At 68.9% G+C, this 13,401-nt stretch carries 11 protein-coding genes; 3 read left to right on the top strand and 8 right to left on the bottom strand.

Annotated elements, in window-relative coordinates; all coding sequences use genetic code 11:
- Nucleotides 1-40: 40 nt before the first annotated feature.
- A complete protein-coding gene (locus tag JYK17_RS29535; protein ID WP_222811551.1) occupies nucleotides 41-1,228 on the top strand; it encodes a fumarylacetoacetate hydrolase family protein in 1,188 nt (395 codons plus the stop codon).
- Nucleotides 1,229-1,300: 72 nt separating this feature from the next.
- Here JYK17_RS29535 and JYK17_RS29530 read toward each other — a convergent pair whose 3' ends face one another.
- The 4 genes from JYK17_RS29530 to JYK17_RS29515 form a co-directional block, all read right to left on the bottom strand.
- The gene (locus tag JYK17_RS29530) at nucleotides 1,301-3,682 is read right to left on the bottom strand and encodes a beta-xylosidase/alpha-l-arabinosidase (RefSeq protein ID WP_222811549.1); all 2,382 of its coding nucleotides are present in this window, start codon (nucleotides 3,680-3,682) and stop codon (nucleotides 1,301-1,303) included.
- A gap of 77 nt (nucleotides 3,683-3,759) precedes the next feature.
- On the bottom strand, nucleotides 3,760-4,656 hold the full coding sequence (locus tag JYK17_RS29525; protein WP_108015268.1) for a carbohydrate ABC transporter permease: 897 nt from the start codon (nucleotides 4,654-4,656) through the stop codon (nucleotides 3,760-3,762).
- Between the two features lies 1 nt (nucleotide 4,657).
- The gene (locus JYK17_RS29520) at nucleotides 4,658-5,560 is read right to left on the bottom strand and encodes a carbohydrate ABC transporter permease (protein ID WP_108015267.1); all 903 of its coding nucleotides are present in this window, start codon (nucleotides 5,558-5,560) and stop codon (nucleotides 4,658-4,660) included.
- Nucleotides 5,557-6,888 carry an extracellular solute-binding protein gene (locus JYK17_RS29515; protein ID WP_108015266.1) on the bottom strand — a complete coding sequence of 444 codons (1,332 nt, stop codon included), beginning with the start codon at nucleotides 6,886-6,888 and terminating at the stop codon, nucleotides 5,557-5,559. The genes JYK17_RS29520 and JYK17_RS29515 overlap by 4 nt, the downstream gene beginning before the upstream one ends.
- Before the next feature lie 422 nt (nucleotides 6,889-7,310).
- Between JYK17_RS29515 and JYK17_RS29510 the strand changes: the two genes are divergently transcribed.
- Nucleotides 7,311-8,333 carry a LacI family DNA-binding transcriptional regulator gene (locus tag JYK17_RS29510; RefSeq protein ID WP_108015265.1) on the top strand — a complete coding sequence of 341 codons (1,023 nt, stop codon included), beginning with the start codon at nucleotides 7,311-7,313 and terminating at the stop codon, nucleotides 8,331-8,333.
- Between the two features lie 104 nt (nucleotides 8,334-8,437).
- On the opposite strand, the gene JYK17_RS29505 is transcribed toward JYK17_RS29510, so the two are convergent.
- Nucleotides 8,438-9,004, bottom strand: coding sequence for a TetR-like C-terminal domain-containing protein (locus JYK17_RS29505; RefSeq protein WP_108015264.1), 567 nt, complete (start codon nucleotides 9,002-9,004; stop codon nucleotides 8,438-8,440).
- 142 nt (nucleotides 9,005-9,146) lie between these two features.
- Here JYK17_RS29505 and JYK17_RS29500 point away from each other — a divergent pair, with 142 nt between their 5' ends.
- Nucleotides 9,147-10,406: an MFS transporter gene (locus tag JYK17_RS29500; protein WP_234548389.1), complete on the top strand. Its 1,260-nt coding sequence runs from the start codon at nucleotides 9,147-9,149 to the stop codon at nucleotides 10,404-10,406.
- Here JYK17_RS29500 and JYK17_RS29495 read toward each other — a convergent pair.
- From JYK17_RS29495 to JYK17_RS29480, 3 genes are all read right to left on the bottom strand, one after another.
- Nucleotides 10,397-10,594: a hypothetical protein gene (locus tag JYK17_RS29495; protein ID WP_108015262.1), complete on the bottom strand. Its 198-nt coding sequence runs from the start codon at nucleotides 10,592-10,594 to the stop codon at nucleotides 10,397-10,399. The two genes, JYK17_RS29500 and JYK17_RS29495, sit on opposite strands and share 10 nt — an antisense overlap.
- Before the next feature lie 206 nt (nucleotides 10,595-10,800).
- Nucleotides 10,801-11,277, bottom strand: coding sequence for a hypothetical protein (locus tag JYK17_RS29490; RefSeq protein WP_108015261.1), 477 nt, complete (start codon nucleotides 11,275-11,277; stop codon nucleotides 10,801-10,803).
- Between the two features lie 289 nt (nucleotides 11,278-11,566).
- Entirely contained in the window at nucleotides 11,567-12,769 is a 1,203-nt protein-coding gene (locus JYK17_RS29480; protein ID WP_222811547.1) for a glycoside hydrolase family 64 protein, read from the bottom strand.
- Nucleotides 12,770-13,401 lie beyond the last annotated feature (632 nt).

Here is a 13,401-nt window from a genome sequence, read left to right as displayed (position 1 = left end):
CGGCGCCCCAACCCCCCGAACCCAGGAGAGCATCCCCATCGTGGAACCGGCCCCAGCGCGTCCCCGCCCCGTCCTCACCGCCGCCTCCGTCCTGCCCGAGGACGCCCATCAAGCCGCCCTGGTCGCACGCGTCCACGATCCCAAGGCGGACGGACCGTGCGTGGCCGCGGTCCGCGGCGAGCAGGTCATCGACCTGACGGCCCTCGCACCTACCGTCTGCGACCTGCTGGAACGCGACGACGCGGCCACACTCGTCCGCGAAACCGACAGCCCAACCACCTGGCATCTGGACGAACTGCTCCACGCCCCGCCCGGGCGCCGCGACGTTGCACACCTGCTGGCCCCCATCGACCTGCAAGTGATCAAGGCCGCGGGCGTCACCTTCGCCCAAAGCCTGCTGGAACGCGTCATCGAGGAACGCACCGGCGGCGACCCGGCACAGGCCGCCCGGGTGCGGCAGCGCGTCGAGCAGACGGTGGGCGGCACCCTCGACGGCATCCGACCCGGATCACCGGAGGCGGACAAGGCAAAGCAACTCCTGATCGCCGAGGGGCTGTGGTCGCAGTACCTGGAGGTCGGCATCGGACCGGACCCGGAGGTGTTCACCAAGGCCCCGGTGCTCTCCGCGGTCGGCACCGGCGCAGACATCGGAGTGCTCGGCGCGTCGGTGTGGAACAACCCCGAACCCGAAGCCGTCCTCGTCGTGGACTCGCGCGGCCGGGTACGCGGCGCGACCCTCGGCAACGACGTCAACCTCCGCGACATCGAGGGACGCAGCGCCCTGCTGCTCTCCCGCGCCAAGGACAACAACGCCTCCTGCGCCATCGGCCCGTTCGTCCGCATCCTCGACGACCACTTCGACCTCGACACCGTACGCGCGCTCGACATCGACCTGCGCGTCGACGGCACGGACGGCTACGTCCTCACCGGCCAAAGCTCCATGCGCGAGATCAGCCGTGACGTACTGGACCTGGTGGCCGCCACGCACGGCGCGCACCATCAATACCCCGACGGCTTCGTGCTGTTCACCGGAACCCTGTTCGCCCCCACCGAGGACCGCCACGCACCCGGCGCGGGCTTCACCCACCAGCACGGCGACATCGTACGGATCTCCAGCCCCCGCCTCGGTGCCCTCGTCAACACCGTCGTCCCCAGCGAGCAGGCCCCGCCCTGGACGTTCGGCGTACGCGCCCTCATGCACAACCTCGCCCAACGCGGGATGCTGTAAGCCCGTGCCGGCCCAGCGGCGGGCGTTGCGCAGCGCCCGCCGCCACCACGACGGGCGCCGCGCACACCCCGCTCAGGCTCGGGCCACCGGCTCCAGACCGAACGAGGCATGCAAACGCCGCGTGTGATCCACATGGCGCACAGCACCGGTCAGCCGGACCGTCGCCGTCAGGCGCACATCCGCACTGGAGGCGGCCAACCGCAGTTCCAGCTTGCCCGGCTCGACGACGCGCCGGCCATCGCGCCCGGTGAAGGAGGCGAGGTCGGCCGGGACCGTGACGGCAACGCGGCGGGCCTCACCGGGCTCCAGCTCGAGGCGGGTGTAACCGACCAGACGCTGCACAGGCTGCACGACCGAGGCGACCGGGTCGTGCAGATACAGCTGAACCACCTCCGTGCCGGACCGTCCGCCGGTGTTGCGCACCGTGCAGGCGAGCGTGAACTCCCCGTCCGTCGGGGCCTCTCGGGAGTCCACCGTCAGATCGCTCCAGTCGAACTCCGTGTACGACAGGCCGTGGCCGAAGGCGAACGCCGGGGTCGGGTCGACACTCGATACCCCACTCACATGAGCAAGCCGCGCACCGAGGTACGTGCCCGGCTGGGAGCCCGGCTCGCGCGGCACACTGACCGGGAGACGCCCGGAGGGATTGATCCGACCACTGACAACACCGGCGATCGCATGCGTGCCCTCCTCACCGGGGAAGAAGCACTGCACAATCGCCGCAGACTCCTCCACGCCGCGACCCAGAGCATACGGCCGCCCCGCAAGCAGCACCGTCACCACAGACGTATCCAACTCGAGCACGGCATCGAGCAGTTGCTGCTGCGCGCCGGGCAGGACCAGCGTCTCGGCGTCGCAGCCCTCGCCGCTGGTGCCCTGCCCGAACAGCCCGGCGCGGTCGCCGAGCACCAGTACGGCGACGTCCGCCTCGCGTGCCGCCCGGACGGCCTCGGGGATGCCGGAGAGGTCGCCGTCGTCGATTCCGGTGCCGCGGGCGACGGTGAGTTCGGCGTCGGGGAATTCCGCGGCGAGTGTGTCGCGCAGCGTGGGCAGTTCGATGCCGGCCGGAGTTGCGGGGTGGCGGATGCCGATGTGCTGCGGGAAGGAGTAGCAGCCCAGTACCGCCGTGGGCTCGGTCGCGTTGGGGCCGAGCAGGGCAATGCGACGCGGCCGGGTGAGCGGCAGGGTGCCGTCGTTGGTGAGCAGGACGACCGCCTTCTCGGCGATGTCACGGGCCAGTTGACGGTTTTCGGGCCGGTCCAGGTCGATCGTGCCGCGCAGTGCCGCCGGGTCGTCGGTGTCCGCGCCGTCGAGGGCGGTCGGCACCGGGTTCCAGTCGGGGTCTAGCAGGCCCAGCATCGCCTTCTGGGTGAGGACGTGGCGCAGGGCGCGGTCGATGAGTTCCCGCGGTATGCGGCCCTCGGTGACGGCCTGTACGAGGGGTTCGCCGTATGTCTTGACGTTGGGCAGTTCGACGTCGATGCCGGCCTCGAGCGCGTGACCGGCGGCGTCGGCCCAGTCGGCCGCGATGCCGTGCAGCGTCTTGAGGAAGGCAATGGCGAAGTAGTCGGCGACGACGGTGCCGTCGAAGCCCCAGGTGTCGCGCAGCAGTCCGGTCAGCAGGTCCGCGTCGGCTGCGGAGGGTATGCCGTCGGTGTCGGTGTAGGCGTTCATCACCGACCGTGCGCCGCCCTCGCGGATCGCCATCTCGAAGGGAGGCAGCAGCACGTCTGCCCGCTCACGCGGGCCCACGGAGGAGGGGGCGAGGTTACGGCCGGCGCGCGAGGCCGAGTAGCCGACGAAGTGCTTGAGGGTGGCGACGATGCCCGCGGACTCAAGGCCCTGCACGTACGCCGTGCCGATGCTGCCGACGAGATACGGGTCCTCGCCGATGGTCTCCTCCACCCGGCCCCAGCGGGCATCGCGTACGACGTCCAGAACGGGCGCGAGGCCCTGGTGGACGCCGACGGACCGCATGTCGCGGCCGATGGCGGCGGCCATGCGGCGCACGATGTCCGGGTCGAACGTGGCGCCCCAGGACAACGGGACGGGATAGGCGGTGGCACCCCAGGCGGCGAACCCGGCCAGGCACTCCTCGTGCGCGAGAGCGGGTATCCCGAAACGGTTCGCTGAGGCGATGCGCGCCTGGGTGCGGGCCAGGGAGAGGGCGCCGAGAGCGGGGTCGACGGGCGCGGTGCCGAAGGGACGGGTCAACTGACCGAGTCCGGTGGGCAGCAGTGCCTCGAGGTCGACGGCCTCCTCCATGTCGTGCTGATGGGGGGCCACTTCACCACCCTGGTCGGAGGCGCCGACCCACACGCCGTACAGCTGGGCGGCCTTCTCCCGAAGGGTCATCGCCTCGATCAGGGCGTCGACCCTGGTGGTGACGGGGAGGGCGGTGTCATTCCAGATGGGGACTTCAGAGGTGGTCTCTACGGCCACGTTGGCGTTCACGTTCCTCCCACGCCCGTCAGGCCCTGGAGCAGGGCGCGCTGGGCTAACAGGTAGTCGAGCAGGACGAGCGGTGCCTGTCACCGGCTGAAGCCGGCCGTCAGGCCGCTGAGCATCTGACGGCGCCCGAAGGCGTACAGGACCAGGACGGGCAGTGTGGTGAGGACGACGGCGGCGAGAACGGCAGGGACGTTGACGCCGTACTGGCCCTGGAAGGTCCACAGTGCGAGGGGCAGGGTCCGGCGGCCGGGGCTCTGGGTGAGGATCAGCGGCAGCAGGAATCCGTTCCAGATGGTCAGGCCGTTGAAGATGGTCACGGTGAGAAGGGCCGGCCGGGTGAGCGGTGCCGCCAGCCGCCACAGCGTCGTCCACTCGGTGGCACCATCGACCCGCATCGAGTCGAACAGTTCCTTGGGTATGTCGCGGACGAAGTTGGCGAGCACCAGCACGGACAGCGGGATGGCGAAGGCGATCGACGGGAGGATCAGCGCCAGCAGGCTGTCGTACATCTTCAGCTTGATGATGATCAGGTACACCGGGATCACCGTCGCCTGCAACGGGATGGCCAGGCCCATGAGGAACAGCCCGTTCATCACGCGCAGGCCCCGCATGCGCCAGCCGCGCACGATCGCGTAGGCGGCCATGAAGGAGAACGCCACCGCCGGCACGACGGCGCCGACGGTGACCACGACGCTGTTCAGGAAGTAGCGGATGAAGTCGGACTCGATGACCAGCCGGTAGTTGTCCAGCGTGGGATCACTCGTGGGCACCAGCGGGTTACTGGAGTAGTAGCGGCTCTGGGCCTTGAGGCTGGTGATGAGGATCCAGTACAGCGGTACGGCGACGACGACGAGCCAGATCCAACCGGCCAGGCCGGCAACCCAGTTGCGCCGGCCGGCCGCCGCACGGAAGGGGCGTTGCCGCTCGGGGCGGGCGGACTTGTCCGCTTGTTGCGCCCTGGTGAGCAGGGTGGTCATGTCAGGCCCCCTCGAGTTGGCTGTCACCGGCGTCCCGGCCTCCGAGCCGGCGCAGCAGCAGGGCGAGGGCGAGGCCCACCAGGACCAGGATGACCGCGATGGCGCTGGCCGGTCCCATCTGGCTGGCCCGCCATCCCCGTTTGTACATGTCCAGCGCGAGGACGCGGGTGGCGTCCCCGGGGCCGCCCTCGGTCAGGACCCAGATGAGGTCGAAGAAGGTCAGTGATCCGACCACCATCAGCGTGGACGAGGTGATGATGGTGTACTTCAGCTGGGGCAGCGTGATGCTGAGGAACTGCCGGATCCGCCCGGCGCCGTCCAACTGTGCCGCCTCGTAGAGGGACTTCGGGATCTGCTGGACGCCGGCCTGGTAGATCAGTGAGTGGAACGGGATGAACTGCCAGGAGACGACGAACACGACGACACCGAACGCGAGCCCGGGCCGCCCCAGCCAGTCCTGGCTGAGCGCCTTGATCTTCAGCCCGGCGCCCAGGCCGAAATTGGGATCCAGCAGAGCCTTGTACGCGACCGCGATCGCCGCGGAGCTGAGCAGCAGCGGGATGAAGTAGACCACGCCCAGCACCCCGCGGTAGCGCTGGCGCCCGGCCATGAACGTGCCGAGCAGAATGCTCAGGGGAGTCTGCACGCCCCACGACACGATCATCACGAGGAACGTCACCCAGAGTGCGTGCAGCAGCCCGGGGTTGGTGAGGACCGTACGCCAACTGGTCAGCCCGGACGCGTGGATGGCACCGATCCCGTCCCAGGTGGTGAAGCTGAGCACGAAGACGCCGACGAGCGGAACCACGGCGAAGCAGACGAAGACCACCAGCGCCGGCATCGCCAGCCACGGCAGGATGCTGCGTGGCACGCGACGCGGCGGACGGCTGATGAGTGCGCTCATTTGCCGATGACCGCGTTGAGGTTGCCGGCGAACTGCTTCGGTGAGATGGACAGTTGGAACAACTTGGAGATGTTGTCCAGCAGCGTCTCGGCGGCCGTCGGGCTGAGGGCCTGGTCCCAGGACTGGGCGAACGTCTTGGCCTTGCTGGCGATGTTGTAGGTGAGTTCCAGGAACTCGGCGCTCTTGGAGGCGGCCAGCAGCTTCTCCGTGCCCAGCCGGATCGGCACCGACCCGTTGTCGATCCACTGCTTCACCTCGGCGTCCTGCAGGACACCATTGGCGAAGAACTCCTTGGCGACCTTCTTCTCCTCGGCGCTGGCCTTCGAGGAGATGGACAGGTACTGGGCGGGGTTGCCGACGGTGTTGCCCGGATCGCCCTTGCCGCCTTCGACGGGCGGGAAGTTCATGTAGCCGAGCCCGCCGCTGGAGACGAAGTCCCCGCCGTCGGCCTGCTGGATGCCGTACGACCAGGCACCGTGCAGCATCATCGCGGCCTTGCCGGTGTACAGCAGCGCCTGGTCGGCGTTGGAGTCCGCGGTGATGGAGGAGAAGCCCTTGATGAACCCGTGGGCCTTGACCAGCTCCTGCACCTTGGTGAGCGCGCTGATGGCGGCCGGGTTCGACCAGGCGTTCTTCTCGCCCTCGATGACGGCCTGGAAGACCTCGGGACCGCCGATGCGGTCGAACAGGAACTCGAGCCACATCATGTTCGTCCACTGGGACTGGCCGCCCAGGGAGAACGGTGCGATGCCCTTCGCATTGAACTTGGGCACCAGCGCCATGATGTCGTCCCAGGACTGCGGCGGCTCCACGCCGACCTGGTCGAAGACCTTCTTGTTGTAGTAGAGGATGATCGGCTGCACGGTCTCGCACGGCATCGCGTAGATCTTGCCGTCGACGGTCGCCGCACCGAACGCGGACGGGAACAGCCCCTTCTTGACCTCGGAGTGCGTCTCGAACCACGACGTGAGGTCTTCGACCTGGCCCGCCTCCACGTAAGTGCGCAGCGTCCCGCCGCCCCAGCCCCAGATGATGGTGGGCGCCTGCCCGGCGCCGATGGCGGTCTTGATCTTCGTCTTGTACGCGTCGTTCTGGAAGCTGGTGTCGTTGATCTGCGTCTTGGGGTGGGCCTTGTTGAACGCCTTCACCGCGCCGGCCCTGACGCCTTCCTGCGGCTGGCCGTTCAGGTACCAGTACGAGGCAGCGGCATCGCTCGTGCCGGGACCGGACGAGCCGCAGGCCGTCAGCGCCGCGGAGACCGGCACAGCGGCGGCCATGCCGAGGAGGGTGCGCCGGGACAGGGTATGCCGAGAGAGAGGGATGTCCATGTCTGTTCTCCCCACTCGAGAGCCAACGGCTTCTCGTGAGTGCGTGAGTCCGTGAGTGCGTGAGTCCGTGAGTCCGTGAGTCCGTGAGTCCGTGAGTCATGGTGAAGGCGTTTCGAAATATTCGTTTGAACGAACGATTCGTGCACGCTAATTTCGGGCCGACACCGTGTCAAGGCATGCGCTCGCATCACTGCTGGACACCCTGGAACCCGCGTAATACCAGGCTGTTCAGGCTCTCGAAAAGGCCTGCGCACGTGTCGAAACATTTCGAAACATTCGAGAGGGACGATGCCGTGGCAGCGATCGGCGATGTGCCCTCCGCGCTCCCTGCCCGATTGCCGTACGGTTGACCGGTTCCAACCGAGTTGCCGGTCACGACCGGCGGCTCAGCACGCCGGTGGACGTACAGCGGAGAGGAACCGATGCCACCGAACGCCAGGCGCACCACGTTGGCGGACATCGCCCAAGCGGCCGGGGTCTCCGTCGCGACCGTGTCCAAAGTGGTCAACGGCCGCGGTGACGTGGCGCCGCAGACCCGCGCCCGGGTGCAGGATCTGCTGCACCAGCACGACTACCTCGCGCCCGTGTTGCACACCTCCGAGGCCGTGGAACGCCCAACCATCGAGGTGCAGTTCCAGGGCAGCCTCAAGTCGTACGTGGCCAAGACACTGGAAGGCATCATCGACTCCGCCGCCGAGGAAGGAGCCTCGGTGGTGGTCAGCAAGGCGTCCCGCGCCCCGCACTGGGCACGGGATCTGGTTTCAGCAGGGCGCCGCGCCGTCATCGCCGTCACCAGCGTGTACACCGCCGCACACCTGAAGGAACTGGCCCGGGCCAACCTGCCGCTGGTCGTGCTGGACCCGCTGCACCTGCCCGACGGCCGGGTCCACAGCGTCGGGGCGACCAACTTCTCCGGCGGCCTGGCCGCGACCCGGCACCTGCTCTCCCTCGGCCACCGCCGTGTCGCCTACCTCGGCGGCCCGGCCATGGCCGTGTGCAACCAGGCACGCATGCACGGCTATCGCGCCGCCATGGAGGCGGAAGGCGCGCCGGTACCCGACACCTACGTCCGGCCCGGAGAATTCACTTACAAAACTGGCCTGCTCGGCGCCGCGGCACTGCTGGACCTGGAAGAGCCACCGACAGCGATCTTCACGGGCAACGACGAGATCGCCCTCGGTGTCATCGAGACCGCCCGCAGCCGGGGCATGCGTATCCCCGAGGATCTGAGCGTGGTCGGCTTCGACGACACCGACCTCGCACAGATGGCCTCACCGCCGTTGAGCACCGTGCGCCAGCCACTGCGGGAGATGGGCGCCGCAGCCCTGCGTACCGCCCTCCGGCTGGCCCATCACGACAAGGTCGAATCCCACCACATCGAACTCGCCACCGAACTGGTGGTACGCGCCTCGACGGCACCGCCAGGGAAAGGCCCCGGCGGGTGAGCATGTGATCACGCCCGCCCTTGCGATGTATGAGCTCTGTGGAAGCGGAATGTGGAAGGTCCAGCGCGCAGGCCGACGCCGCGCCCTCGCGATCCGTGTGCGGCTCAGGGCGTTCGGAGCGTCGTCAGATAGGTGGACACCAGTGTGCGGGCCCAGTCGGCAGAGGCGGGCTCGGGGGTGAAGATGGCCCGGTAGTACAGCGGGCCGAGGAGGAAGTCCGCCGCAGCCTCCACGTCAAGTGCCGTTCCCCCACGGTCCTGTTCGCGCCGGATGATCGCGCCGAGCTGGCGGTGGCGGTCCTCGGTGCAGGCGCAGCCGCCGGCCGGTCCGGAGCCGATGGCCGCCCGCATGAGCGCGAGCGTGTCCGGGTCGGCGACGTCGGTGGCCACATCGGCGAGCCAGCGCTGGAGGTCGCCGGCGAGGGAGCCGGAGTCGGGCACGACCAGGTCACCGGTGAAGCGGCTGGTGGCGACGTCGTTGAGCAGCTGCGCGGTGGACCCCCAGCGCCGGTACAGGGTGGTGGGGTGCACGCCGGCGCGCGCGGCGACGGCGGGCAGGGTCAGAGTCTCCGCTTCCTCCTCGGCGAGGAGTTCCGCGACGGCGCGGTGGACGGCCGCCCGCACCTTCGCGGAGCGGCCGCCGGGACGTACTTGGGTCGACGAGTCAGCCATGGGGAAATTATCGCACTGATCGCTGCGTTAGTGGTAGCGTCACAAACGCATCGATCACTGCTTTTGGAGTCGCGCCGTGTCCGGTCCCGCCCCGTCCCAGTCCCAGCCCCAGCCCCAGCCCCAGCCCCAGTCTCAATCCCACTTGCAGCCGTCCCCGCCTGCCACCGACCAGGCAGAGCCACCGCAGGAGAGGCGACGACGGCTGAGCCCTCCCGCCGCCTTCGCCTCCCTCGCGGTCGTCTTCGTGCTGTTCCTGGCCGCCTCCAGCGCACCCTCTCCCCTCTACGTCGTCTACCAGCAGGAATGGCACTTCTCCGCCACCACCCTCACCACCGTCTTCGCCGTCTACGTGCTCGGCATGATCGGGGCGCTGCTCGTCCTCGGCGCCCTCTCCGACCACCTCGGCCGCCGGCCGGTCCTGCTCTCCGCCATCGCCGTCGAAGCGGCCTCGATGGTCCTGTTCCTCACCGCGGGCAACGTCGGCCTGCTGCTGACGGCACGCTTCATCCAGGGCATCGCCACCGGAGCCGCCATGACCACGCTCGGCGCAGCCCTGTCCGACCTCAACCCCGCACACGCCCCGCACCGCGCGGGCCTCGTCACCGGCACCGCGCCCACCTTCGGACTCGGCCTGGGCGCGCTCGGATGCGGACTCCTCGTCGAGTACGGGCCCCACCCCACCCGCCTCGTCTACGTACTGCTCCTGATCGCCCTCGTGGCGGCCGGCGCTCTGCTGTCCGCCCTGCCCGAGACCTCGCTGCGCCGACCCGGGGCTGCCCGCTCGCTCCAGCCGCGCCTGCGGATCGCTCCCCACCTGCGGGCCGACCTGCTGAGCCTGGTCCCGATCCTCATCGCGAGCTGGGCACTCGGCGGCCTCTACCTCTCGCTCGGCCCGTCCGTCGCCGTCGGTCTGTTCGGCCTCTCCAGTCACGTCGTCGGCGGACTCGTGGTCACCCTGCTCACCGGTCCGGCCTTCCTCACCGCCCTCGCCCTGCGCGGGTGGCCCCTCGGACGGACCCTCGCCGTCAGCGCCAGCTTGCTCCTCGTCGGCACCGCCGTCGCCCTGACCGGCGTGCAGGAGCACTCCCTCACCACGGCCGCGCTCGGAACCGCGATCGCCGGCGTCGGCTTCGGCGGCTCCGCCCTCGCCAGCTTCGGCACCTTGGCCCGGATAGCCCGCCCCGCCGAACGCAGCGAACTGTTCTCCGTCGCCTTCGTCATCTCCTACCTCGCCTTCAGCATCCCCGCCGTGATCGCCGGCATCTCCACCACGCACGCCGGTCTGCACGACACGTTCATCACCTACGCGGCGACGGTCTCCACCCTCTGCGCCCTCGCCCTCCTCGCCCAGCACCTGCGCACGACCCGCACCCGAGCCAGCGCAGGCGTCCCTCAGGCGTGAGGAACCGCCCAGGGGATCCGCTCGCCGCGGCCCGCCCGTGGATTCTGGTCGCCACGGCCGCCCGGGGCCGCGGCGACCGCAGTGCGCCGGACGTCCGGCCGTTCGATACCGTCGAAGCCAAGTTGATCCGCCAGGTCGACGACGACGGCCATGGTCTGCGGGTCGTCCCCGGCAACGGGAAGCGCCATGCGGTCGGGGCACCTGCGGGCCTTCCGAGCGAGCGCAGGCAGATGCTGCAGAACCAACCCCAGCCATGCGACGGCTGTCTCACCGGCACCACCCCGGCCCGGCCCGGCCCTCGACGAGTGACCCGTGCGGGAACCCGCTACTCGCATGCACGTTCAGTAATATCGCGACCCGTCCCGTGAAAAGGTCTTTCGGACTTGGCGATGGGCTATCCCATGGCTGCTCGGGCGGCGTCGAGGAACGCAAAGCGGTTGCCCTCCAGGTAGTCCCGTACGCTCTCGCCGTCCGGCAAGCCTTCCCACACCGTCCTGTTGAGGTCGAGGAAGTACGCGCGTGCCGCGTCATACACGGACAGGGGGAACTGAATGCGGATGAGCCGCTCGGCGACCCACAGTCTGTTCATGACGTCCTGGGTCCTCAGATGCCAGGGGTGGGTGTCGTCGAACGCGGAAGGCCGACTGAACGCGGAACGTTCGGCCTCGGCCGCAACCTCGATGAACCGCTCCAGCAGCGCCAGACGTTCCGCGCGCCGTGCCTCCGACAGGGCGCTCTGCTGCCGTCGCTGTTCAGCACGTTCCGCTGACAGTTGAGTCCTGTGCTGGACGAGGTAGGACAGCATGCCGCCGAGGACAACGCCCCCCAAGGATATGAGTGACACCCAGACCTGACCTGACATGGTGGTCATCGTGCCACGCCGTCAATCTTCAAGACGATCTCGCTGTGGCTGGTGCGATCACGGTGTCCGAGCCGTCCTGGACAACCCCGTTCACGGAGCTGAGTACGCGTCAATTTGGTGAGCTGATCACTGGGATACGGCGCGAGGGCGCTGATTCGGCCCGCAAGGGGCGACCGGTGTCGGACAGAAAGCCGGTGCGGTGGACGACCGCAACCGGTTGCGTCCGCTCTCGCAGACGGTGCCCGAACCCACGGCGACCCCGGGCGCACCGGGGTCGCCGGACCAGATGAGCGCCGCCTCAGAAGGCCGACAGGGTCAGGGTGATGCCGGTGGGTGCGGTGTCCTGGATGTACGAGGCGAAGTCGGCGACGTCGTCGAAGGCGAAGCCGTACGCCTTGCCGTCCTCCATGGCCGCGTGGATGGCCTTGGAGTAGTGGTTGGTGAGGTCGGTCTGGTAGAAGTCGCCGGGCTCGGTGGTCGGTTGGGCGGGGTGGCTGATCAGGGTGGAGCGGTTGAAGCCCGCGCCGAGTACGGCCGCGACGGGGCCGGTGGTGCCGTCGTTCGGGGCGGCGAGGTTGCCGTCGCAGAACAGGACGTCCCGCGTCGACGGCTTGGCGAAGGAGACCGAGGCCGGGCCGTCGAAGGTGAACTTCTCACCGCGGACCCGGCCGGTGAACGTGCCGGCATTGGTGCTGACCTTGAGGTCCTTGCCGGTGTAGGTGCTCCACACCTCGTCGATGTAGGGGCTGAAGTAGTCCTTGGCGAAGATGCCCGAATCCAGGCCGTGGCCGGGCGCGATGATGCGCACGTCGTCGACGACGAGCGGGGCGAACTCCGGGATCTTCTTGACCGCGGCGAACGCGGCGGCGCGTCCACCCTCGCGCACCACACCGGTCGTCTGGTCCTTGGCGCCGGTCAGCCGGATACTCATCGGCACGCTGAACATGTCGACCATGGTGGTGTTGCAGAACATGCCGGACGCGTTGAAGGTGAACTCCGCGCAGTCGTGCAGGACGTCATAGTTGGGGTCCGAGGTGACCCAGCCGGCCGGGTACTGCAGGGCCGCGTTGTCGTTGCCGTCCGCGACCGCCTTGAACTTCAGCTTCTCGCCCAGTGCCACGTAGACGCGGCCGGACATCTGAGGCAGGGACAGCTTGGTCTCACCGCTGCCGGCGAGCGGGATGGAGTAGTCGGTGAAGCCGTCGGCGCCGTTGTCGGACAGGGATATGGGGGCGAGGGTGCCCTCCGGGGTGACCCGGACCTGCTTCCCGTCCTGGTTGCCGACGACGTAGAGGTGGATCGAGTTGTTGGCGAAGGAGCCCGTGTTGTTGACGACGGTCAGCGGCAGCGTGCCCGCGGCATTGGCCTCGGAGTCGGCGGACTTTGTACCGGCCAGGGCGTGCGGTGCGATGACGGCGACGGCGGGCGCGGCCACGGCGACACCGCCCAGGGCGGTGAGGACCTTGCGACGGGTGAGGTTGCGCTGGTGACGCGGGGACATGTGACGTGCTCCTTACAGGTGGGGAATTTTCACTGACTGACATGCGGCAACGTGGGAATCGCCGGCATTTACGGGAAGGGCGGGGAAACACGGGGGGACCCTCAGACCGGTGCAACCAGCCGTCACTCCACGCACTTGACCACAGCGCGGCCGACCGCGGTAATGCCACCACCGACTGTGCCGACGCGGCGGGCCGAGCCGGCGACACGTGCGCTGCACGACGTCGCTGCCGATGCCCGGTGCATCAGTGCCGCTGTTCGTGCAGCACTGCGGCACGTGGATGCCGTTGCCCGAACCACCCGTTTCAGCAGTCCATTTCGAGTAATCGGGGGGCGCGCTGCCCGCCGGCCCGCCGAACTCCTCCGCTCAGGTCTCGGCGGCCTGGACGGCATCTGCACGCAAGGTGCCGGGCCGGAGGTGGTGAGGAATACGGCAGTGACGAGCGCGGCACCGGGCAGGAACACCAGTCCACCGAGCGGCCACCGGCGTGAGCGATGAGCAGCCATAGGCCGAACACACCTTATCTGTGGGGCATTTCAGGTTGTCCCGTCGGCAGGCGCGGCAGGTGCCTTCCCGAACCGCACTCCTTGAGTGCACCAGCGGAACGCACTCGCATGAGAGCGCTCTCAGAA

Source organism: Streptomyces plumbidurans (genome assembly GCF_019857225.1).
GTDB classification, from domain to species: Bacteria; Actinomycetota; Actinomycetes; order Streptomycetales; family Streptomycetaceae; genus Streptomyces; species Streptomyces plumbidurans.
Note: the sequence above shows the minus strand (reverse complement) of the source record. Positions and strands in the feature narration are given on the sequence as shown.